This is a genomic window from Proteus penneri (assembly GCF_022369495.1).
GTDB classification, from domain to species: Bacteria; Pseudomonadota; Gammaproteobacteria; order Enterobacterales; family Enterobacteriaceae; genus Proteus; species Proteus penneri.
Window position 1 is genome coordinate 2349510 of the sequence record NZ_CP059690.1, and the last position, 24542, is coordinate 2374051.

The window sequence follows — 24542 nt, forward strand, 5'->3', positions numbered from 1 at the left end:
AAGCAAAAAGTACAAAAAACTTTTTTTTCTTTATCTCCTATTTTCGGATTACAAAAATAGCGAGTAATAAAAAATAAAATCAACTGTTCAATTCTACTTTCTCCCTATATTTGATTAAAAAAAGCTGGAATTAAGGAGAGAAGGGTCGTAAAATAGACGTCTAGATGTTAAAACATCCATCCTTAAACCGTTTGTATTAAGGTAACGAGATATAATGACTACACACCTATTTACTTCTGAATCAGTCTCAGAAGGTCATCCAGATAAAATTGCAGATCAGATTTCTGATGCTGTTCTGGATGCGATTTTAGAACAAGATCCAAAAGCACGCGTTGCCTGCGAAACTTACGTTAAGACAGGCATGGTTATGGTAGGCGGAGAAATTACCACCAAAGCTTGGGTCGATATCGAAGAAATCACACGTAATACCGTTCGTGAAATCGGTTATACCAGTTCCGATATGGGCTTTGATGCTAATTCCTGCGCAGTTATCAGTGCGATTGGTAAACAATCACCAGATATCAACCAAGGTGTTGACCGAGCTGATCCTTTAGAACAAGGCGCTGGCGACCAAGGTTTAATGTTTGGTTATGCAACCAATGAAACTGACGTATTAATGCCAGCTCCAATTACTTATGCTCACCGCTTAGTTCAGCGTCAAGCACAAATACGTAAAAGTGGTACTTTACCTTGGTTACGCCCTGATGCGAAAAGCCAAATTACCTTCCAATATGACAACAATAAAGTTGTCGGTATTGATGCAGTTGTTTTATCAACTCAACATTCTGAAGATATTTCACAAAAAGATCTGCATGAAGCCGTGATGGAAGAGATCATTAAACCAGTTCTACCCGTAGAATGGTTAAATGAACAAACTAAATATTTCATCAATCCAACAGGTCGTTTTGTTATCGGTGGCCCAATGGGCGACTGTGGTTTAACGGGCCGTAAAATTATTGTCGATACTTACGGCGGTATGGCGCGTCACGGTGGCGGTGCTTTCTCTGGTAAAGATCCATCGAAAGTAGACCGTTCAGCCGCTTATGCAGCACGTTACGTTGCTAAGAATATTGTTGCTGCTGGTTTAGCTGATCGTTGCGAAATTCAAGTTTCTTACGCAATCGGTGTGGCTGAGCCAACATCAATTATGGTAGAAACATTTGGTACTGAAAAAGTCCCAACAGCACAACTTATTCTGTTAGTACGTGAATTCTTTGACTTACGTCCTTATGGATTAATTCAAATGCTAGATTTACTGCACCCAATCTACCAAAAAACGGCTGCTTACGGTCATTTTGGTCGCTCTGAATTCCCTTGGGAAGCAACAGATAAAGCAGAGATCTTACGTGAAGCTGCGGGTTTAAAATAATCCTCTGCCATTAACATCACACTATTAACTAAATGTTCAATGCATTAAATACACAAACGGGAAGCACTGGCTTCCCGTTTAATTAATTCATTAAGAATATCGGTATAAAATAGTTTGTTATTGTGGCTTACGCACCAATCCAATTAACAGCCAACCCGCAATCATCGCAAGGACAAATAAAATACCTTGATAAAACCCTGCACCCGCTAATACCAAACTTGGGCCTGGGCAAATCCCCGCTAATCCCCAGCCAATACCAAATAACACACTCCCCAACACGAGAGGTTTATCAATAACCTTATTGGTTGGAATATTCAAAGGGCATGCTAATACACTTTGTTGTCTACGGCGTGTTAGTTGGTAACCTATCACACTGACAACCAATCCAGCTCCCATGATTATCAATAAAGAGGGATCCCAATCTCCAGTAATATCCAGAAAACCTAGAATTTTTTGCGGATTGCTCATTCCCCCCACGATCAACCCTGCACTAAATAGAAGACCACAAAGAAAAGCAACGAACTTTGTCATTTTATTAGCCTCCTATAACATGACGCTGAATATAAACAGTGATAAAAGCCGTCACCATAAACACTATCACAGCAACGATAGAACGACGCGATAATCGAGCTAATCCACAAATACCGTGACCGCTGGTGCAACCATTACCTAAACGTGTACCCGCTCCCACCAGCACACCTGCAATGATCAACATCCAAGGCGATGTTTCAATCACTGGCGCTAAAGGTTTATCAAAAAAATAAAACAGTGTAGGTGCGATTAGCATGCCAATTAAGAATGCCCAACGCCAGCCATTCCCCTGCTGTTTTGTTGATAAAATACCACCTAAAATTCCACTTATTCCTGCGATGCGACCATTAAATAACAATAAAATAGCGGCAGCCGCACCTATCATTAGTCCACCTATTGCCGCACTTAAAGGCGTAAAGTGAACCCAATCTATATTCATAACTTAACCTGCTATAGGGCAATAAAGCTGATAAAGCGTATTAAGAAGCACTAATACTTTTTCATCAGCAATAGAATAGAAGATACGTTTCCCATCACGACGAGTATTCACTAATCCTTCATTGCGTAAAACAGTCAGTTGTTGAGAAAGTGTTGGTTGACGTATACCTAAACTTTCTTCTAATTCACTCACACTTTTTTCGCCCTGACTTAATTGACACAATAATAAGAGGCGATCGCCATTTCCTAGCGTCTTAAGCATGCTAGACGCTTCATTAGCCGCCAATTTCATTGCATCTAATAAATCAGGTTGAACTCGTTGTGTCATGGTAAACTCCATAATCAATATACTTTTTAATAATATGTTAATTTATATATTGTGCAAGTTTTCTTTTTATTGCGTGTTTGTATAAGGCGCTATATGCTCTGTAACATGAAAACGGTAAGAATCCCCATCGCCTTAGTGCAAAGCGTTATGCGAACACTGCGTGAAAAATTGCAGCAGGCTAATCTTTATCTTAATACAAATTACCCAGAACCTACTCTACATTATAATCAGAGAGGAACTATTGCAGGCAGTGCCTATTATGCAAATTGGGAAATCCGTATTAATCCTACATTATTGATTGAAAATAAACAGAATTTTATTGAAGAAGTTATTCCCCATGAACTGGCACACTTATTAGTTAATCGCCATTTCGGTCGTGTAGCGCCTCATGGAAAAGAGTGGAAATGGATGATGGAAACAGTATTAGGCGTTTCGGCTAAACGTACCCATCATTTTGATGTTAGTACCGTTAAAGCCAAAACTTTTCGTTATGCTTGCCATTGTGAAGAGAAACATCAGCTCACTATTCGTCGTCATAACAAAGTATTACGCGGAGAAACACAATACCGTTGCCGCCATTGTCAGGCTATATTGAAATTTATAGGAAATTAAAACAAATAGATAAAAATAAAGCCGATGTGTTAGTTAAATCACATCGGCTTTATCTTGAGAATGAAAATTAATATATAGGATTGTCTTAGGCAAACTCGCTCATCACATGAGATGCGATTTCAAAGTAAATAATAAGACCTGTACCATCAATTAGCGTTGCAATAAACGGGGCTGACACAACGGCTGGATCAATACCTAAACGCTTTAATACCATTGGAATAACCGACGAAACAATAGCACTCCAAACCGTGATTGAAATAAGCGTTAAACCAACAACAATCATCACTTCCATGCCAACGCCTAAGAACCAAGCTCGTACAAAGCCCGCAATCCCCATGGTTAACGCAACCATGATAGATGTTGTTATCTCTTTTCTTAAAACAGACCACACATTGCGTAAGCTAACTTCACCTAACGCCATCGCACGAACAAGCGTTGAGGTGATTTGTGTTCCGCTATTTCCGCCAGTACCAATCAATAATGGAATAAAGAATGCCAATGAAATAGCGGCTTCTAATCTATCTTCAAAAGCATGTAATACCGTACTGGTATACGCTTCTGCCACGAACAACATCAATAACCATACAACTCGTTTACGCCATAATGTTACTGGGCTGGTTTCTAAATAAGGCTGCTCTAATGGTGACGTTGCCCCTTGCATCTGGGCGTCAAGGGTATTTTCATCTTCAATCAATTCTGCAATATCTTGAGGACGTAACACACCCACTAATTTTCCAAAATGCATCACAGGTACACTGTCTAAACCGCTATGGCTAATCAATTGATACACATCATGTCGATTCTGTTCAGGTGATACAGAGAAAAAAGTTTGACGCATAACATCAGACACAAATAGATCATTTGCCGCAGTTAATAATGATTTAACAGGTAAAATCCCATTAAGATAATTATCTTTATCAACAACATAGAGATAGGTTGGAATTAATTCATCTTTTAAATCATTAACCAGTTGGGCTTTTACATTCTCAACTGAATCGGCAACAGAAACCGCAATATAAGATTGGCTCATATACGCGCTAACCGTTGAATCATCTTTTAAACGATTGTATTGATCTTGTGTTGAATGATTTTGTGGTGTGTTTAAGGATGCATCTGCAACTAAGACAGCATCCATTTTGTTTTGAGTATTGAAAGTCATTTTTGTGGTTCCCTATTACTGTTTGTGTTTAGCAAATCAGTTCTCCATAGGGGCGAAACCAGAAGCGAGAATGCAAAAGCTATCTACACGTCTCGGTTTTAGCACTATACAACGTATCCGATGAATACTGGAAGTTACATGGGGATATACCTTCGGTCGATATATCCTGTCCTAATCTTGGGCGTCTCTCGACGTCGTCAGATCAGTAACCTGTGTTTGTATAGGAGCCTCGCCTAACGAGATACTGCACTTTTCTTGCGAATGCGCGCGCATTATAACCACTCACACTATAATGAAAAGCACGATAAGGATTTTGTTTAAGTTCTATTGAAAAACAGCCCGTAATATTCATTATGCAATTAAATAATACAATTACATTCGAAACTGATATATAAAAAAGAAATGAAGTTCTCCTACAATATCAAAAATCATATAGTAAAAGATAATCTGTTTATTAATTGATTATTTAAATGCTAATTTTTGTACTCTTATTTCTTCTGCCTGTGAAAATATTTCTTTTACTGTTTTACCATCTAATGATTGGCACATTTTACGAGTAATAATATCCGAATTTTTATGACGACCAGCGATCACTAAATCATTAAAATTAATATCATTAAGGATCGCTAATTCTATTGCTTCATCAAAACGCGCTTGTTCATCAAGGGGAAGTGAATTGCGCATTTCAACAATTGAGATACGTAGCGACTCTACATTAGAACCATCAAGGGTTTGTTGCGGTTTTTCACAACCAGATAACATGACACTAAACAAACAAATAACTAACATTTTTTTCATATATCCCCCCTTATCCAGTCAATAGTTTAAATAATAGCAGAATGTTTATAAGGAAACTCCCACTAACTAAAATATATTTTTAATTAGTCATCGTTGACAATATTTTTATTATTCTGAATAAATAAAAACCTTCTTTAATTAAAAATAAAGAGAAGTATTTTCCAGATTATTCGTTTTTTAATGCGAAGAATAGACATAAAAAACCCTGTTAATAAATTAACAGGGTAAAAAACAGGAAAGTAGAAGGAAATATTTAATGGAAAAAAGAGGTTAAGCGAGCTCAACATCTCCTTTTAAACGACAACTGCATGCTAAGACATAACCTTGAGCTATCTCTTCAGCCGTTAATGTACTGGTGCTGGAAACATCATAATCACCACTAACAATTCGCGTTTTACAACTACCACAAACACCTGCACGACAAGCAGCAAAAACGGGTACTTTATTCTCTTCCATTGCTGTTAACAAAGTGACACCAACAGGAACTTTAATTTGCGATAATGGATGACGAATAGTCATGGTTAATTGTTCATTTTCATCAACACAAACAGGTTCATCACCAAAACGTTCCATAAAGATATTCTCAGCCGGTACACCAAGATTTCTTGCAAAACGTCCTGTATCTTCCATGTAACTATTTGGGCCACAACACATAACAGTACGACTCGCAATATCAGGTACTAACGCTGCTAGTTTTTCTTGAGAAATGCGTCCACTAAATAATCCTTTATTGTCAGGTAATTTAGGCATCATAATAAAATTGAGATTATAGGGATACGCATTGGCTAATTCGATCCACTCTTTCTCAAAGATAAACTGGCTTTGTTCACGAATATTAAAAATAACCGTGATATCTGCTTTTGGCTGATTATTTAGCAACCAACGTGTCATCGACATTACAGGGGTAACACCACACCCTGCGGCTAACATTAAATAGCGCGCATCTTCTTTACCTGCACAAGTAAATTCACCTTGGGCATCAGATAACCAAAGATAATCACCCGGTTTTACTTGTGATGTTAACCAACCTGAACCGATACCATTTTCTAAACGGCGAACAGTTAAAGTGACAAAAGGGCTTAATCCTGGAGAAGATGAAATGGTATAAGCACGCATTATTTCATCACTATTATTGATACTAACCAATGCAAATTGGCCTGGTTTGTATGAATAAAAGTCATGATTAATTAAATTTAGTGTCCACACTTCAGGGGTTTCCTGAACAATTGAGTGAACCTGCATACGATTAGGACAAAGGGAACTTGGCATCGTCATGGATATTTATTCCTTACCGAAGCCCGTAAGCCTCGGCAATGATGATGAATTAAACGATTAAGCTGAAAGGATCTCTTTAAGATCTTGTTCTGGTGTAGTAATTGAGCGCATACCGAACTTCTCATTTAAGACCGCCAGCAGATTGTCTGTTAAGAACGCAGGTGCTGTAGGGCCGGTATAAATGTTTTTTACGCCTAATGAAAGCAGAGTTAATAAAATAACAATCGCTTTTTGCTCAAACCAAGACAAAATTAAGGACAGTGGTAAATCATTGACACCACAGCCTAATTTTTCAGCTAGATTAACTGCTAGCATAATCGCAGAGTAAGCATCGTTACACTGACCCACATCAAGTAAGCGTGGTAACCCTTCTAAAGTACCAAAATCTAATTTATTAAAGCGGTATTTACCACACGCCAATGTCATAATTAAACAATCTTGTGGGATTTCTCTTGCTAAATCAGTGTAATAACTACGCTCACCACGGCTACCATCACAACCACCCACTAAGAAAACGTGACGTAATTTTTTCTGTGAAACTAAATCAATCACTGTATCAGCTGCATTTAATAGTGTTTCACGACCAAAACCAACCGTAATTAAATGCTCAATTTCGCTATATGGGAAACCTTCTAGTGATTGTGCTTGGTCTATCATTTCAGAGAAATCATCACCAGTAATATGTTTTACGCCCGGCCAGCCAACAATACTACGCGTCCAAATACGATCACCGTAATTACCCACATTAGGATCAATAATGCAGTTTGATGTCATTAGCACAGGGCCTGGGAATTTCGCAAATTCAATTTGCTGATTCTGCCAACCACTGCCATAGTTACCCACTAAGTGTTTGTATTTTTTAAGTTCTGGGTAACCGTGAGCAGGTAACATTTCACCATGGGTATAAATGTTGATGCCTTTACCTTCTGTTTGCTCAAGTAGCATTTGTAAATCTTTCAGGTCATGGCCCGAAATTAATATTGCTTTACCCGCAACAGGACGCACATTAACCGCAACTGGCGTTGGATTACCATAAGCTTGTGTTTCACCTTTATCCAAAATTGCCATAATGCGGAAATTCATTTGGCCAATGCCCATCGCATTTTCTAACAATTCATTCATATCAGCAGGATCAGTTCCTAACCACGCCATATAACGGTGATACTCTGCATAAATTTCATTATCGTATTGACCTAAAACATGCGCATGTTCCATATAAGCCGCCGCGCCTTTTAAGCCATATAAACACAGCATACGTAAACCATGAAGGTCATCACCAATCTGTGCTTTATCACCATTTAAGGCAAAAAGCTGGGCTTGTTTTTGTAAACTGTCTAAATCATTTCCAGCTAATTGAATTTCAGCTCTTGGATTAGTGACTTGAATCGCTGCATTTTTTGCTAAGGTACGAGATTTTAGACTTTCACGGAAATAGATAGCTTCTTTCGCATAACCGACAATACGATCAGAATCAAAGTTGACGTTAGTTAATGTAGAGAAAAAAGCGCGAGGCGCAAAACTGTCTACATCATGATCAATAATATCAACACTACGTGCCGCTAATGCCCAAGCAGAAAGCCCTTCCAACACAGCAACCAGTAAATCTTGAAGATCTGAAGTTTCTGCTGTTTTACCACACATACCTTGCGCATAGGCACAACCATTGCCTACAGGCGTTTTCATTGTTTGTTCACATTGCACACAATACATATCGTATTCCTTCTAATTATAAGATAACGCTTTATTTTTATAAGTTGCATTCTATATGCAACATAAGAATACGCCATTTTTATCAGAGAGAAAGTGCAATATTGAACAATTTAAATGTTGTTTGATCTAACGCAATTTCTAGTGAATCTTTTAATATCTCTTTTTTTATCTTTTGATCTCACATAAGTCTAAAGCCTGCTTTTTTAAACAGATTGCTTAATCGCATTACACCTTTAATAAGTAAATAAGAAAGAATATTGAAGAATAACGGATGGGTATTTTTTATTTAATTATATAAAGACTGATAGATGAAACGATTAAGTTAATTCATTTTTGTTAAATCCGTAATATTCATTACTATTTTTTATAGTTAATATTACCTATTGCATCAATAGCTAATCAAATTATTTCATTTGATATATGTTATTGGCACGAGTATTACGAAATGAAACTATAAGTTTAAATGATGCTCACCCCTACATTGGAGATTAAAAATGATTAAATTAAATAATGTTCCATCAGAATTTCGTCCTCTAGAAAGCTACAAAATGCTAATTGGAGGAGAATGGGTAACTAGCACATCGCAAAAAACAACTAAAACCTATAGCCCTGCAACCGGTGAATTACTAAGTGAATACCAATCAGGAAGTGCCGAAGACGTAGATCGCGCAGTCACTGCCGCACGTAATGCATTCAAAACATGGAGTAAAACATCTCCAGCAGAGCGTCAAGCCCTCTTATTAAAAATTGCAGATCGCTTAGAGCAAGAGCAAGAACGCTTTGCTTGGATTGAATCATTAGATAATGGTAAGCCACTCAATGAGTCGAAAAACATAGATTTACCTGCCTCTATTGACCATTTTCGATATTTTGCAGGCGTGATACGCTCTCATACCGATGAAAGTGCCGTCCTAGACGAAAATACCATTAGCCTTGTTATTCGTGAACCCATTGGTGTAGTTGGACAAATTATTCCATGGAACTTCCCATTATTAATGGCTGCATGGAAATTAGCGCCAGCAATTGCCGCGGGTGATACTGTCGTAATAAACCCAGCAACACTGACTTCCCTTTCATTATTAGAGCTAGGTCGTATTTTAAATGAAATATTACCAGCTGGTGTAATTAATATTGTTACGGGACGTGGATCTGTTGTAGGACAAGCTATTTTAGAGCATCAAGATATTGATAAACTGGCGTTTACAGGTTCTACCAATGTGGGTTATACCGTAGCAGAAGCAGCAGCGAAAAAAATGGTTCCAGCAACATTAGAATTAGGCGGTAAATCAGCCAATATTGTGTTCCCTGATGCAAATATGAAAAAAGCAGTCAAATATTCAGCATTAGCTATATTGATGAACCAAGGACAAGCTTGTGAATCAGGTTCGCGTCTGTTCTTACATAAAGATATTCATGATGAATTCTTGAAAGCATTAAAAACTGAATTTGAGAGTATTCGTGTCGGTGATCCCCTTGATCCTAATACACAAATGGGTACACAAGTTAGTCAAGATCAAATGGATACCATCTTAGCCTACGTTGAACTCGCGAAAAAAGAAGGTGCAACTGTTTTAACAGGTGGTGAGCGTATTACGGGTGAAGGCTATGATGACGGATTCTTTGTTCGTCCTACTATCATCATCAACGCAACAAACCAAATGCGTGTAGCCCGAGAAGAAATTTTTGGACCTGTATTGTGTGTTATTCCATTCGATAATGAAGATGAAGTGATCGAAATGGCGAATGACTCTGAATATGGTCTCGGTGGTGGTGTTTGGACTCAAGATATTAACCGAGCTTTACGTGTTGCAAAAGCAGTAAGAACTGGTCGTATGTGGGTTAACACTTATCACGAACTCCCAGCTCATGCACCATTTGGGGGTTACAAAAAATCAGGTTTAGGACGTGAAACGCATAAAATGATGTTAGATGCTTATAGCCAAGTGAAAAATATCTTCATCAGTCTGAAAGAATAAGGTTATCTCTCTTTTCTAAATTCTTATAAATATAATATCTATACTCATCTCTTCGCCTTCTCCCCAGAAGGCTTTTTATTATCTGTAATTTCTCACACTTTAAGTTACCACCATAAAAAAACCGTATGCCAAATTTTAAGTGCATACGGTTTTTGTGTTGTGTTTTTTAGCCAATAAGTAAGAACGAGTTACTCTGCTTCGGCTTCTTTTTTGTTCACTGGATGAGTTTCTTTATCTAACCCAATATTATCAGCGTTAACATCTTTTATATGATCTCTTGTTAAACGATAAACAACTGGGCTTAATAAAGCTAATGCGATTAAGTTAGGAATAGCCATCATTGCATTAAGTGTATCGGCTAACAACCAGACAAACTCTAATGATTGCGTTGCACCAACTGGTAACGCAATTAACCATGCAACCCTAAATGGTGTAATCGCTTTAGGTCCAAAAAGATATTGCACACATTTCTCACCGTAAAAGCTCCAACCTAAAATCGTGGTAAATGCAAAAATGGCTAATGCAATTGCCACAATATAGTTACCACCCGGAATAGCGGTAGAGAATGATGCAGCGGTTAATGTTGCTCCACTTTGCCCTGTTAGCCATTGTCCTGTGATAATAATAGTTAATCCTGTTACAGAGCAGACAATGATGGTATCAATAAAAGTCCCTAACATCGCAATCAAACCTTGGCGAACAGGATTTTGTGTTTTTGCCGTTGCATGAGCAATAGGCGCACTACCCAATCCCGCTTCATTTGAGAAAACACCACGCGCTACACCAAAACGGATCGCAGCCCAAACAGCGGCACCAGCAAACCCACCTTGAGCAGCAACGGGCGTAAATGCAGATTTAACAATAAGGACAATAGCATCTGGGATCGCAGTTGCATTCAGTGCTAAAACAACAATACCTGCACCAAAATAACCAACAGTCATAATAGGAACTAATTTACCAGCAACATCAGCAATACGCTTAATGCCCCCAATTAATACGGCACCAACTAAAACAACCAAAACAATAGCGGTGATTGTGGTCGAAATACCAAAGTTACTTTCCAATACATCAGCCACAGAGTTGGCTTGTACTGTATTACCAATACCAAACCCCGCAAAACTACCAAAAACAGCAAAAACAGTACCTAACCAAACCCAATTTTTACCTAATCCATTTTTGATATAATACATTGGCCCACCGACATAGTTCCCATATTTATCAACTTCACGGAAACGTACAGCAAGCACAGCTTCTGAATATTTGGTTGCCATTCCCACTAATGCTGTCATCCACATCCAAAACAATGCCCCGGGACCACCTAAGACAACCGCCGTTGCAACACCGGCAATATTACCAGTTCCGATAGTGGCAGATAATGCAGTCATCAATGCATTAAATGGCGATATTTGCCCTTCGCCTCTTTTATCATTTTTCTCAAATAAAAGTTTAAACCCTGTACCTAATTTCCTAATAGGTAAAAAACCAAGTCGAAACTGCATAAAAAGACCGATACCGAGAATACCGACAAGCATCGGAACTCCCCATACCACGCCATTTATAGCGCTTAATATGTTTGTGATGAAATCCATAATTTACCCTTTCTCGTCCAAATGTTATCTAAATATGTCTTTTTTGTTATCAATTACACTAAAGATGAAAAAGTGAAAATATGCTAGAAAAAAAAACGACTAAATCTAAAATTGATTACGTTATGTGAGAAATATCACTTCAATACAAAATTACGCTATCATTACGTTCATTGTTACAATACATAAATCAAAGTTATGCATAACCGTAAATCTATCCAAAATAGCCAAAATGAACGACGTTTTAATTTATTCAGAAAAGCACAAGAGACCAACCTTGCACCACTGAAAGTCCTGCTACTGTCTGCTATAGTCGGTTCGCTTGCAGGATTAGTAGGTGTTTTATTTGAAAAAAGCGTGAGTTGGGTTATAAATTTTAGACAAGAAGAGCTCGTCAAAACCTTCACCAATCCTTATGTTCTTGCAATGAGTACATTGCTCTTCTCCTCTATTTTAGCAATGCTAGGTTACTATTTAGTCAAGAAATTCTCACCGGAATCAGGGGGATCTGGTATCCCTGAAATTGAAGGGGCAATGATAGATATTCGCCCAGTTCGTTGGTGGCGAGTATTACCAGTAAAATTTATTGCTAGTATTGGAACATTAGGTTCAGGAATGGTATTAGGTCGAGAAGGCCCAACAGTTCAATTAGGCGCCAATATCGGTCAGCTCGTAAACGATATTTCTCGGGTAAATGATAAAGAGTCACGCCATACTTTATTAGCTACAGGAGCCGCCGCGGGATTAACCGCTGCTTTTAATGCGCCTCTGGCTGGTATTTTATTTATTATTGAGGAGATGCGACCTCAATTTAAATACAGTCTTATTTCAATTAAAGCGGTCTTTATTGGCGTTATTATGTCTTGCATTGTTTTTCGCCTATTTAATGGTGAAGGCGGTGTTATTCATATCGGTAAATTTTCATCTGCACCACTAAATACACTCTGGTTATATTTAGTTTTGGGGATGTTATTTGGCATTATTGGCGTTATATTCAGTAAATTACTTTTCTATGTCCAAACACAATTCCAACATTTTTATCAAGATAAAACCTCACGTTTTGTTTTAACCGGCGGTATTATTGGTGGGCTTTGTGGTCTATTGGCACTAATTATTCCTGAAATTACTGGCGGTGGATTTAGCATTATCCCAGCACTCAGTACCGGACAATATTCTCTTATTGCACTGTTACTTTTCTTTATTTTACGAACTATCACATCTATTATCAGTTTTGCCTCTGGTGCTCCTGGCGGTATATTCGCACCTACTCTAGCACTTGGTACTCTATTTGGTAGCGCATTCGGATTAACTGCAACCTTGCTTTTCCCTGATTATCAAATTCAAATTGGTACGTTTGCTATTGCAGGGATGGGCGCGTTATTCGCAGCAACGGTAAGAGCACCTCTAACAGGGATCGTTCTCGTATTAGAAATGACGGATAATTATCAGCTGATCCTGCCTATGATCATTACCTGTTTAGGTGCAACTATGTTGGCGCAACTATTAGGTGGTCGCCCTATCTATACGGTTTTATTAGAGCGGATATTGCAAAAATCTGAGGCAAAAGAGCAAAAAGACCAAACCCTAGATATTAAAAGCAATAAATCACCGCAACAATAAAATTCACTTAAACAGATAAAAAAACACCCCAATTATTTGGGGTATTTAAAAGAGATAATAGTTATTAACTATTTTTTGCGTGCGATTAAAGTAGCAAAATTTAAGGCGATACGATTACCATTGGCATCTGTTTTATGTAAATGACCTGGGTTTTCATTATATTTGATGATTTCCCAGTCTTTATAATAATCCGCTAACTCGCCTTGACGTAAAAAGGTCTTAAAAGGAATTTCTGCAGGATCACTATTTGACGATTCAACAGGACAAACAATTACATTGATACCGTTAGAGTTGGTACATTCCTGCATATTTTTAATAATACTTTCAATACGCTCCCGTTGGCAGAACATCAATACAACGGTTGAAAGAATAATATCGTATTTCTCTGTAAGTGAAGCTTCATTAATATCATATAAGCCACTTTTTACCGCTAATCCTGTTTTGGTTTTAACTGTTTCAATAGCATCAATATGTGAAGCATTAATATCTAACGCTGTTACATCATAACCTTGAGACGCTAAATAAAAGCTGTTTCGACCACGACCAGCACCTAAATCTAACACCTTACAAGGCTGGGTAAACGTTGCCATATAGCGTACTTCAGAATGGGGTAATGATAAGTCGTTTTCTTTAAATAACTTATCTTCTGGAGCACATAAAAAAGAGAGCTGGCAACGTACATCATCACTCGCTTTATCAATTTTATGCCACTGTTGAGGCTGAATTAGAGGTGGTTGGTTTTCTATATCACAATCCACCGAAATTTGTGAACCATCATCATTAAATACAATAAATGTCATATTACCTTGCAGGACTCGCATTTGAGCATAAGTACCTTCCTTTGTATTGTGGCGTTCTAACAACGCTAAAGGAATGGATGTGCGAGTCCACTCTGGCATTGTTTTATAATTTACAAGTTCCATCATTCAACCTCACTTAAGATGCATTTTAAATACATCTTATTGTAATCACGATCTTTCGTAAAGAAGGTTTTATCAAGATTATGATTTTAAATATTTGTTTAACAGCAAATTAGTCACATCTGAGGAAGAAATAGATTCACCACACAAAACTTTCATCATAATTTCTTTACCTAATGATGCTAAAGAAAATAACATATCTGGGCGTAACCGACTGATTTTATCTCTATTTTCATCTTGATTAATAATAGTGATCAATTTGGCATCAACATTAGAACATTCTTGGATAGTCAACAAAATAAAGGTATTTTCTGCATCACTTTCAGATAAAGTCACAACCCAACTTGCTTTCGCGATATTGGCAGATAGCAATGTTTTAAGATTAGTAGGATCACCTTCAATAATATTGGCTTGAGCATCATAGGAGGCTCTATTTTTATCAACACAAATCGCAATAACGGGTTTCCCTTGTTCTCTTAGCCCTTTTTCTAACTGAGAAGCCAATGCTGATGAACCAATAATAATAAAATGATTATGCATTTTAGCGATCCTTTTCTTAACAATATCGCGAGTGCCGCGCGCAAGAAATCCCATGACATACACAATGGAAGTAGTAAAAACAGTTATTCCCAAGATAACAACAGTGAGAGTAAAAATACGTGCATTTGTGCTAATTGGCACAATATCGCCAAATCCTAGTGTCGTCATACAGACGATAGAAAAATAGAATGCATCCATTAATGTTGTAATATGTGGTTTAAATTCATCGCCAATATAAAGACTTCCCAGCATTGAGAATAACAGCAAAGAAAGAGTGCAGATAAAGGCCACAAAGCCTGCACTAGTTAAACTATGATGTGGAAATGCACGCCAGCTTATTAACAACCCAATCGCTAAAATAAAAGAAAAACAGGATTGAAAGTCCATTTGCTGATAAACAGCGACATCGAGAAAAACAATGGTGGCTAATAAAATCAAAGAGACACACCACGCAATTCTGGCACCAAGATACATAAATATTGAAAGCAAAATTAATGCGCAACCTAACATTACCTTAGGTATATCGAGCAGTTTTAATACACCTAAGGATTTTAGCCATGCTGAAAAACCATGAATCTCCCAATCCAGATAAACACCACGAGACAGCAAAATGGAATAAATGATGAAAATACCATTTAAGATAAGTAATAAAGACATCATTTTTCTTGTCACTTTAGATGTCTCTATCATATTTAATATTGCGGATAATTTCATATTAGATATTGTGAATACTCAGCTAGTTATTTAAAGGTATATTATCTAATCCTTGAAATTTAAAAGGCTCTGCAGGTTTAAAATGACTTGTAGCATCAGCTGAATAGATTATCGATTGCTCTTCACCTAATGGTAATGTCATTACTTTCCCACTCTCTTTTGAAAAATCAATTTCTTTTAAATTAACCCAAAAGATATTCGGCGATAATGCGGATTCGAAAAAATATAATTGGTTTTTATGATCAGCCACTGTTCTCCAGCGTGTAGATGATATTTCTGGTGATTCAACTGTACTTAATCCATAAGGTACAGATACATTTCTGATCACACCAAATACGCTAGCGAGCGATTTTTTACTCGATTGAGCTTTAGGAATGGCATTCACATAAAAAGAAGCTCGGGCAAAACGATCTGAAGCACGATTAGTCCCTGGTAACATCACGGTTCCACCAATTTGTTGCCAATAACTATTCAACGCTAGCTGTTCTGAAAAAATAGGAGAGTTCGTCATCACTTGATACTCTTTACTGTGATGAATCACTTGCCTTCCATTTATATATTCAATAATGGCGCTATCTCCCGTTGCATCTGAAAGAGAAAGATGTAGTGTAGCCATTCTATCTTGCCCAGGAACTTTATCCGTCAATACAATAAAAGGCTCACTGTCTAATGCATTCACGGCTTCTTCGACCGAAGCAAAATTATCTAACACATACTGTGCCCATGCAGAAATTGAAATAGCTGGTTTTTCTTTGGTGTATGCTGGATAATCAGACTCAGCCAACCACAATAAATTAGCTACTAAACCTTTTTCATTCATGCCATCTGTTGTAGAAATATCATAACCAGATGCAATTACGCTTCCATATTTAGATGTCCATTTTATCGAATTATCACCAGCTTCTCCCGAACGTTGCATCCCCTGTGGAAATATCCATAAATTTGTTCCTATGTCATATTTCCAGTCCATTGAGCGAGCCGTAATAATTTGATTATTGTCTCCTAAATAAACAAGCCGAGTACATGCATCAGCATCAGTAATACCTACTGTGAAAAGACCAGATATAAATAGAGTACCCAAAAAAGTATGACGTAATTTTTTCATTATGACTCTTTCCCGTTAAATAAATAGATGGTTTCTTTATCGTGACCTATCTTTACACTGACTAAAAATCGATAAAACCTTAAAATAAATATTAGTCCTATTAAAAAATAAAAATTATTACTTAAGTATAAGATCATTCATCATGATTGTGCATAAAAAAACCGATACGTTAAAGTATCGGTTTATAAATCATCTAGATAATAAAAGGGTTTATTACCTTACAAAAAGTATTTAATTACGCTTTTTTTACACCTTCAATAGAGATAATTAACTCTGCTTCTTGTGATTTTGGCCCTAAGTCTGATTTAAAATTAAACTCTTTCAGATTCACTTTACCCGTTGCTTCAAAACCAGCACGGTAACCTTTCCAAGGATCAGTACCTTCACCAATTAATTTTGCATTTAATGAAACAGGTTTCGTTACACCATTTAATGTTAAATCTCCTGTAACGATATAGTTTTCGCCATCACGAGTCACTTGTGTTGAAACGAATCGAGCTTCAGGATATTTACTTGTATTAAAGAAATCAGCACTACGTAAGTGCTTATCGCGTTCTGCGTGATTAGTATCTAAACTTCCTGTTTTAATTACGACATCAACTTTGTCTTTTGATGGATCTTCTTTATCATAGCTAAATGTACCATCGAAATCTTTAAAAGTGCCATATAACCAGCTATAGCCTAAATGTTGGATACGAAACTGTACAAATGCGTGTTGACCTTGTTTATCAATAGCATAATCTGCTGCTAAAGCAGTACTTGCATTAAATAACAACGCACCTGCAGTTAAACCTAATAAAGCTTTCTTAAACATTATTATCTCCATAATCTCGTTTTATAAGTTTAATTATTTAGTCCGCATTCCTAGCATGCGTTTTAACGTGACATCTTTATCAATAAAATGATGTTTTAAAGCACCAGCAGCATGTAATAGCGATAATAAAACCACAGCCCAGGCTAAATAAAGATGAATATCACCAGCTAAATCTGCTTGTTTTGCTTCTCCAGTAAAAATGGCAGGTACAGAAAACCAATCAAATACAGATATAGCTTGTCCATCAGCAGTCGAAATTAAATAACCGCTAATCAGAATAGAAAATAAGATTAAATATAAAAGCATATGTACAATATGAGCACTAATACGTGTCAGTTTACTGTAACTTGATAAAGCTTTTGGAGGTGGAGAAATCCAACGCCATATCACTCGCACTATCAAAACAATAAATAAAAGAATACCAATGCTTTTATGTATTTCAGGTGCAGAATGATACCAACTATCATAATACCCTAATGTCACCATCCAAAGCCCTAAAGCAAACATACCATAGACAGTAAGCGCCATCCCCCAATGTAAAAGGAGTGACAAGTGCCCATAGCGAGACGCATTATTTCGCCATTGCATAATAAAAACCCAATAGTTTCCAATTCATTAAGATAATGTTACATAGTCTAGTATATCTAGAGTAAATTGTTAGCCCATAGTTCAACAAATAATTTGCTTATCATTATCAATAATAATCAATAAGTAATGAGCTCTTATTAGTCACTCTGCTGATTATCTAATCAGTGCCATAGTTGAATTTTTTCAAAATAAGATAGGTATATTGGTGGGTGTTTATATACATAATAAAAAGAATAAATATAGAGGTAAAAATAAGAAACGAAATAAGATTAATACAACATTTGCCTAACTATAAAAACAATTGTTCCCTTCATTTATCCTAAATTAGAACTTATTAAGAAAAATACAATAATAATTAGAGGAACCGTAAAAAAAACGGATAACCAGCGCATTTCACGTATAACGCCAAAAATAATACCAACAATACAAATAAAAAATATAACTGGCATCATTTCTGAGTAATGATCATGACAATAGTGCATTAATAAATTAATCCACGGGTGATCGTTTTGCATATGAGAATTTCAACCAATAAAAATAAATTTCAATTAAGATAGAGATAAATTACTATCATTAATAAATAAAACAAGCGTTATATTATAAATATCAATCATCGCGCACAAAGATATTAAAACACTTCATATTTCAAATAAAGAAAACACTGATAAATAAAAATAACAATTTAAGCCAAACTTACAACAAGATAAAACAAATAAGGTGAAATAAAACAAAACGCCACAATGAAAGCAATATCATTATTAATATCACCTTAGTTAAATGAAATAATAATTTCATTTAACTCCAAATAAAGAACATTAATTTCATAAAGTTATTATGAAATCAGTAAACAATAAATAAAATAGAGTTTTAAACATCAAATAATTACCTTTAGGTTATTCATTTATTTGGAATTAACTCTATATTTCATTTTAAATATTATTAGCTAAAAACATTCAAATACCATGCAAAAAACACTACAATTACAATAGTATTTTTATTGAGGGCACTATGTCTACTGCAACAAATCTGAATGAACTACAGGAACAAGTTCGCTCCCGCTATAATGGATTAAGTAAAAGGCTACAGCAGGTTGCACATTATCTACTTGATAATAAAAACAGTGTGGCATTTGATACAATTGCAATCCTTGCAGATAAAGCAAATGTTCCTCCATCGACATTAATTCGTTTTGCCAACGCATTTCATTTCAATGGCTTTAATGAAATGAAACAGTTATTTCAAAATCACTTGATGAATGAAATGGTAAATGAAAATGAAAATTTAACTTATAAACAAAAATATAAAGAGGAGCCTCCTAATCTGAATGAGCCTGCCTATATTTTGCAAGAATTTGCGCAAGCAAATAGCCATTCATTGCAACAATTGGCAAATCAGACTCACAGAGAAATGTTAAATAAAACATTACAATTGCTCGAACACGCTGACACAATTTATATTTGTGGCTTTCATCACTCATTCAGTGCTGCAAGTTATTTTTTTCATGCTCTCTCGCATATCTCTTGTGAGACTGTTTTTGTCAACAGTCTAGGTGGAATGTACAAAGAGCAATTAAGAAACATTACGCATCGTGATGTACTCTTTGGTATTCACTTCCACCCGTATTCAGATGAAATGCAAAAAATGTGTGAAATGGCAACTTACAAAGAAGCAAAACAGATTATTGTTACTGATAGTCCAATTAGCCCATTAGCGAGTTTAAGCGATGTTTGTTTAACTGTTAAAGAAGCTCAAATAAAAACCTTTCGTTCTCAAACGTCAACCATGTGTTTACTACAAGCAATCTCTGTCGCTTTTGCCTTTAGAAAAAAACATTAATAACTTTTTTATCCTAAACTGTATCTTAATTAAGATACAGTTTTTTTATAAAATAAATATTTATTAAGTACTATTAATGAACAACAACTATTAAACACATATTAAATAGCTTAGTATTTTATTTAGAACTATTTTTAAGAATGAATACAGATTTTTTTGTTTGTGATGAAAAAATTAATCATTTAGCATTAATTTATACCACCTAAGATCATTAAAGGATTAAATTAAATGTTATTTAAAAAATTATTTTTAATTGTTTTTTTATTTCCAAACTTCTCCTATTCAAACACACATTCAATAAAAGAAAATAAAGAATCACCAATAACTGTTAATATTCCTAGTGTTTCATTTGGTGATCAAAGTAATGCATCTGGTAACGGTTCAATTGCAATAGGAACAAATAGCCAAGCTAAAAGTGCACACTCAGTTGCTATTGGTACTAATTCATTAGCAACAGAAGAAAATACAGTATCATTTGGAAACATTGAAAATCAACACACTTCTCGATTAGTTAATATTAGTGACGGTAAAAATAATACAGATGCCGTTAATCTTATTCAGACTAAAAAAATGGTAGATAAAAATAGAATAGCAACAAATAATACTATCAATCAGCTAAAGAGAACTGTTAGTACAGATATCGGTAATATCAAAACCCATGTTAATGATTTTGATCATTATTACAGGAAAAGACAGGCCGAAATTACTGATTCAGTTGCAAATTTAGACAAAGAAATTATCGCGTTAGAAAAAAAAGTATTTGCGGGTATTGCATCATCAGTTGCAATGACTAGCATTCCTTATCTTGCTCATCATACCCTAAGTGGCGGAATTGGTATTAGTAATTATCGAACAGGTACAGCATTTGCTGGAGGTGTACAATATAAACCCAATAACGATATTGCATTTCGATTAAACTCTTCCATTAATAGCGAAAAAGAAATTATTATTGGAGGTGGATTAGCTTATGGCTGGTAAACAATTTTGATTCTCTATAATCCGATTATAAAAAAATAACCTTATAATTAAAGCAGTAATAATTTAAGTAACATTACTGCTTATTTATAAAAAGAATTTTAATTAGTAATAAATAAATCACCTAAAGAAGAATTGATAAGTTTAACTTTAGTATTTTTAATATATTTTTGTAATATATATCATTTTTTATATACTAGGATTATAAGCTAGAGCCAAAAGGAATAAAAAATGAATTATATATTTCAAAAAATGACTGCTAAAGATATAAGTGCAGTAGCACGACTATTACAGGCAAATTCAGAATCTCAACAAGGTGGATTATATGGTGAATACCCTCTAAATAAAGTTGAGACGATGTATCAAAGTAGCACTAACGCCATTGTTGCACTCTACCAAAAAAATATTGTTGCTGTTGTTTTTAGCTTTCCTGTCACCTCTTTTTCGATCCCTCCAATTGCTCAAGCTATTAATCAACAATTTCCAGAAATAACACAAAACAATTGGTTTTATGGCCCTGTTTGTATTGATAAATCGCACCGAGGAAAATCACTATTAAAAAATCTCTACCAACAAATCTGTTCTTTACATGGCGGAAACCCTATCGCATTTGTTAATAGTGAAAATATTCGGTCACTAAAAGCACATCAAAAATTAGGCATGAAGGTCGTTAAAAACTTTGAATTTAAAAGCACATCTTGGTGGATCATCAAAGGACAATGAAAACAAACGAAAGAAAAATACTTACACTTTCTGATATACAATTTTCAGGCTGAAAATGAAGGCTTTTAAGTATTTTTGTTATCATCATCACAAAATAAATAATAAGCATATAAATCAACATGATATACAAAACAATGAAAAGTTAATCTATTCTTAACAATATTACAACTCCTATTTTAGCTGTCAATTTGCTTACAATTTGACATCATTCTGTGATCTCCCTTTCAATTCTTGATCTTTCGTTAACTTACTTTTTGATATTATGCAAAAGTATAAATAAGATAAATACACCAATTCGAAAGTAAACGTAAAATAGGAGGAAGCAATGACTGTTTCCCGCAGAACTTTTATCAAAGGACTCGCAGCCAGCGGTGCAGCAATGACTGTTTCTACCCCTGTTATTGCTAATTCAGAGAGTTCAACTTCTAACCCGCGCTCGCGCCCAGAGAATGCCCCTAACCTATTAATTGTTTTCCCAGATGAAATGCGTGCTCATGCATTACAGTTTATGGGGGAAGATCCTTCAATCACACCTAATTTGAATAAATTTGCGAAACAATCCAAAGTAATGACGCAGATGGCTTCAAACTACCCTCTTTGTTCTCCATTTCGTGGCATGTTTATGACTGGTCAATACCCTGTTCGTAATGGTATTACAGGAAATGCACATGACTATGGTGGCAAAGTGGGTATCGATTTATCGCCTTATGCAAAATGTTGGTCGGATGTTTTAAAATCTCTCGATTACAGCACTGGCTATATTGGTAAATGGCACCTTGATGCACCTTACGAACCATTTATTGAAAGTTACAACAATCCAATGGAAGGTCGTTATTGGAATGAATGGGCTGCACCGGATAGACGCCATGGTTTTGATTTCTGGTATTCTTACGGCACTTATGATTTACATTTGAAACCAATGTATTGGGCAAACGATACCCCTCGTGATAAACCAATTTACATTGATCAATGGGGACCTGAACATGAAGCGGATATGGCAATCAAGTTCCTCAAAAATGAAAACAATCAATTTAGAGATAATTCAAAACCATTTGCATTAGTGGTTTCAATGAACCCTCCTCATTCACCTTATGATCAAGTACCGAAAAAATACCTTGATGCATATCAAGGTAAAACGTCAAAAGAGCTAAATACACGCCCTAATGTACAGTGGGATACTGAATATCAAGAAGGCTATGGACCTCAATATTTCAAAGAATATATGGCTATGGTCAACGGTGTTGATGAGCAATTTGGTCGTATCGTCGATGAATTAGAAAAACAAGGCCTTGCAGATAATACTCTTGTTGTTTTCTTCTCTGATCATGGTAGTTGCTTGGGGGCAAATGGGCAAGCCACCAAAAATAATCCTTATGAAGAATCCATGCGTGTTCCGATGATGTTCCGTTTACCGGGTAAAATTAAACCAGGCACTGATGATGCATTAATGTCAGCACCAGATATTTATCCAACTATCTTAGGGCTACTTGGTTTATCTGAATGGATCCCTGATTCAGTAGAAGGTACTGATCTTGCAGATAGAGTAGTTACTGGCAAAGGCGACACAGCAAACTCTCAGCTTTATCTTTTTATTCCTTATGGCGAACCTTCATTCGGTAAACGAGGAGTAAGAACAAAAACTCATACTTTGGTTATAGATAGACAAGATGGACAACCATTAAAATATACTTTATATGACAATGTGAACGATCCATATCAAATGAAAAATATTGCCAAAGAGAATATGCCTTTAATTGAAAAATTAATTAAAGAAGAACTAACCCCTTGGTTGGAAAAAACAGGAGATTCTTGGCGTGCCACTGAATTCATTACGGCAACAACCAATAAATTAAATAAAACAATATCTACATGTAAAGAAAAATAATAAAAATATCTGCGCCATAATTTTATGGCGCTATATATAAACCCAATTCGCTGATATAAAAAATCCTTTTAATAAAATTAAATAAAAGGAAAGATGTCCTACACCTAAAAATTGACACAAATAAAAGCGAATAAAGAATTGGATATATACCATGAACAAACTTCGTATTGCTCTTTTTTTACCTCTTCTTGGCTTAGGTTTAACTTCTTTTCATTCTCAGGCAGCTAATGTCAACGCCATGTTTTCTTGGGAAACGGCCGATTACGACACACCAAATAACTATTCTGGTTATCGTGTAGATTTTAATATTAATCCAGATAAGTCTAACTGGTATTTCGATGTTGGTTTTCGTCAACGTGAGCATGACAATAAGAACCGTTATCAGCGTTATGATTTACAGGGTAGTTATCGTTTTAAATTAAATAATGGTTGGATCCAACCGGGTTTAAAAATACGTCAAGATCTCACGAATTATGATAATGGTAGCCGATTAACTATTGATTTTTATGAATCAAAAACTAATTACCAATTTCCAATTAATAAAGATTGGGTTTTAACTGGTAGCGTTTTATTTGGCTTACAAAAGAAAGAAGACAAACGTAGTAATGGCGTCACAAATACGGATTACTTAGGCTGGGAAATTGAACCTGGTCTACGTTATTTTGTCACCCCTAATATTAATACTACTGTTGCTTATTTTGATGGCGGTAAGCAAGCAATACGACATGAAGAATACGACACAAAAGAAACAAACCATAATCAACAATTACGTATGTATGTGAACTGGACAACACCAATAGGATTAATTGTTTCCCCATCAATGCGTAAATCTATTTTTGGAAAAATAGAAGATAGAACAAATAAAGGCGTTTATATCGAAAAAGATATGACACGTTATACCCTACAAATGGCTTATCAAATATCACCTCAATGGCGGATCATGACGGAATATTATAATGAACGAGTTGAAAACAAAAATGATAGTAGTAAATCAACTCAGGATTATTTCAAAGTTTCATTCCGAGCAACATTCTAATAAT

Annotated in this window: 22 protein-coding genes and 1 riboswitch; of the genes, 9 read left to right on the forward strand and 13 right to left on the reverse strand. The window is 35.7% G+C overall.

What is annotated here, in order from left to right; translation table 11 throughout:
* Positions 1–214 precede the first annotated feature (214 nt).
* On the forward strand, positions 215–1369 hold the full coding sequence (gene metK, locus H1225_RS10655) for a methionine adenosyltransferase (RefSeq protein ID WP_161671300.1): 1155 nt from the start codon (positions 215–217) through the stop codon (positions 1367–1369).
* A gap of 117 nt (positions 1370–1486) precedes the next feature.
* On the opposite strand, the gene H1225_RS10660 is transcribed toward metK, so the two are convergent.
* Genes H1225_RS10660 through H1225_RS10670 form a run of 3 tightly spaced genes read right to left on the reverse strand, consistent with a single transcriptional unit; the run spans position 1487 to position 2666 of the window.
* Positions 1487–1900 carry a YeeE/YedE family protein gene (locus H1225_RS10660; protein ID WP_161671301.1) on the reverse strand — a complete coding sequence of 138 codons (414 nt, stop codon included), beginning with the start codon at positions 1898–1900 and terminating at the stop codon, positions 1487–1489.
* A gap of 4 nt (positions 1901–1904) precedes the next feature.
* The gene (locus H1225_RS10665) at positions 1905–2339 is read right to left on the reverse strand and encodes a YeeE/YedE family protein (protein ID WP_006533791.1); all 435 of its coding nucleotides are present in this window, start codon (positions 2337–2339) and stop codon (positions 1905–1907) included.
* A 3-nt stretch (positions 2340–2342) separates the two neighbouring features.
* Complete coding sequence (locus H1225_RS10670) at positions 2343–2666, reverse strand: ArsR/SmtB family transcription factor (RefSeq protein ID WP_036912417.1); 324 nt, start codon at positions 2664–2666, stop codon at positions 2343–2345.
* Between the two features lie 105 nt (positions 2667–2771).
* Between H1225_RS10670 and H1225_RS10675 the strand changes: the two genes are divergently transcribed.
* Complete coding sequence (locus tag H1225_RS10675) at positions 2772–3278, forward strand: SprT family zinc-dependent metalloprotease (protein ID WP_147280391.1); 507 nt, start codon at positions 2772–2774, stop codon at positions 3276–3278.
* 85 nt (positions 3279–3363) lie between these two features.
* Here H1225_RS10675 and mgtE read toward each other — a convergent pair whose 3' ends face one another.
* From mgtE to hcp, 4 genes are all read right to left on the reverse strand, one after another.
* The gene (gene mgtE, locus H1225_RS10680) at positions 3364–4437 is read right to left on the reverse strand and encodes a magnesium transporter (RefSeq protein WP_006533794.1); all 1074 of its coding nucleotides are present in this window, start codon (positions 4435–4437) and stop codon (positions 3364–3366) included.
* A gap of 76 nt (positions 4438–4513) precedes the next feature.
* A riboswitch (M-box (ykoK) riboswitch) is annotated at positions 4514–4685 on the reverse strand.
* 214 nt (positions 4686–4899) lie between these two features.
* The gene (locus H1225_RS10685) at positions 4900–5235 is read right to left on the reverse strand and encodes a DUF6694 family lipoprotein (protein ID WP_006533795.1); all 336 of its coding nucleotides are present in this window, start codon (positions 5233–5235) and stop codon (positions 4900–4902) included.
* A 270-nt stretch (positions 5236–5505) separates the two neighbouring features.
* On the reverse strand, positions 5506–6510 hold the full coding sequence (gene hcr / locus H1225_RS10690) for an NADH oxidoreductase (protein WP_072063400.1): 1005 nt from the start codon (positions 6508–6510) through the stop codon (positions 5506–5508).
* A 57-nt stretch (positions 6511–6567) separates the two neighbouring features.
* Entirely contained in the window at positions 6568–8220 is a 1653-nt protein-coding gene (gene hcp / locus H1225_RS10695) for a hydroxylamine reductase (RefSeq protein ID WP_115065532.1), read from the reverse strand.
* A gap of 494 nt (positions 8221–8714) precedes the next feature.
* Between hcp and H1225_RS10700 the strand changes: the two genes are divergently transcribed.
* On the forward strand, positions 8715–10196 hold the full coding sequence (locus tag H1225_RS10700; protein ID WP_109847803.1) for an aldehyde dehydrogenase family protein: 1482 nt from the start codon (positions 8715–8717) through the stop codon (positions 10194–10196).
* Positions 10197–10384: 188 nt separating this feature from the next.
* On the opposite strand, the gene H1225_RS10705 is transcribed toward H1225_RS10700, so the two are convergent.
* Positions 10385–11785, reverse strand: a complete 1401-nt coding sequence (locus H1225_RS10705; protein ID WP_072063403.1) for an alanine/glycine:cation symporter family protein — start codon at positions 11783–11785, stop codon at positions 10385–10387.
* 195 nt (positions 11786–11980) lie between these two features.
* On the opposite strand from H1225_RS10705, the gene clcA reads away from it, so the two are divergent.
* On the forward strand, positions 11981–13402 hold the full coding sequence (gene clcA, locus H1225_RS10710; protein WP_109847805.1) for a H(+)/Cl(-) exchange transporter ClcA: 1422 nt from the start codon (positions 11981–11983) through the stop codon (positions 13400–13402).
* Between the two features lie 68 nt (positions 13403–13470).
* Here the strand turns inward: clcA and tehB are convergent, their stop codons facing one another.
* The 5 genes from tehB to H1225_RS10735 all read right to left on the reverse strand — a co-directional run bounded on the left by tehB (position 13471) and on the right by H1225_RS10735 (position 18083).
* On the reverse strand, positions 13471–14325 hold the full coding sequence (tehB, locus tag H1225_RS10715; protein ID WP_109847806.1) for an SAM-dependent methyltransferase TehB: 855 nt from the start codon (positions 14323–14325) through the stop codon (positions 13471–13473).
* A gap of 78 nt (positions 14326–14403) precedes the next feature.
* A complete protein-coding gene (locus H1225_RS10720) occupies positions 14404–15519 on the reverse strand; it encodes an NAD-binding protein (RefSeq protein WP_229096600.1) in 1116 nt (371 codons plus the stop codon).
* 79 nt (positions 15520–15598) lie between these two features.
* Positions 15599–16681, reverse strand: coding sequence for a linear amide C-N hydrolase (locus tag H1225_RS10725; RefSeq protein ID WP_202608842.1), 1083 nt, complete (start codon positions 16679–16681; stop codon positions 15599–15601).
* A 235-nt stretch (positions 16682–16916) separates the two neighbouring features.
* Positions 16917–17495 (reverse strand): YceI family protein, encoded by a 579-nt coding sequence (locus H1225_RS10730; RefSeq protein ID WP_072063408.1) that lies wholly within the window; start codon positions 17493–17495, stop codon positions 16917–16919.
* A gap of 33 nt (positions 17496–17528) precedes the next feature.
* Positions 17529–18083, reverse strand: a complete 555-nt coding sequence (locus H1225_RS10735) for a cytochrome b (protein WP_072063409.1) — start codon at positions 18081–18083, stop codon at positions 17529–17531.
* Positions 18084–19091: 1008 nt separating this feature from the next.
* On the opposite strand from H1225_RS10735, the gene H1225_RS10740 reads away from it, so the two are divergent.
* The 5 genes from H1225_RS10740 (at position 19092) to H1225_RS10760 (ending at position 24538) form a co-directional block, all read left to right on the forward strand.
* Positions 19092–19919, forward strand: a complete 828-nt coding sequence (locus H1225_RS10740) for a MurR/RpiR family transcriptional regulator (protein ID WP_072063411.1) — start codon at positions 19092–19094, stop codon at positions 19917–19919.
* A 228-nt stretch (positions 19920–20147) separates the two neighbouring features.
* Positions 20148–20897 (forward strand): YadA-like family protein, encoded by a 750-nt coding sequence (locus tag H1225_RS10745; RefSeq protein WP_109847809.1) that lies wholly within the window; start codon positions 20148–20150, stop codon positions 20895–20897.
* A 228-nt stretch (positions 20898–21125) separates the two neighbouring features.
* Positions 21126–21617, forward strand: coding sequence for an N-acetyltransferase (locus tag H1225_RS10750; protein WP_072063413.1), 492 nt, complete (start codon positions 21126–21128; stop codon positions 21615–21617).
* Positions 21618–21942: 325 nt separating this feature from the next.
* Positions 21943–23502 carry a sulfatase-like hydrolase/transferase gene (locus tag H1225_RS10755; protein WP_072063414.1) on the forward strand — a complete coding sequence of 520 codons (1560 nt, stop codon included), beginning with the start codon at positions 21943–21945 and terminating at the stop codon, positions 23500–23502.
* A 151-nt stretch (positions 23503–23653) separates the two neighbouring features.
* Positions 23654–24538 carry an OmpG porin family protein gene (locus H1225_RS10760; RefSeq protein ID WP_006533824.1) on the forward strand — a complete coding sequence of 295 codons (885 nt, stop codon included), beginning with the start codon at positions 23654–23656 and terminating at the stop codon, positions 24536–24538.
* Positions 24539–24542 lie beyond the last annotated feature (4 nt).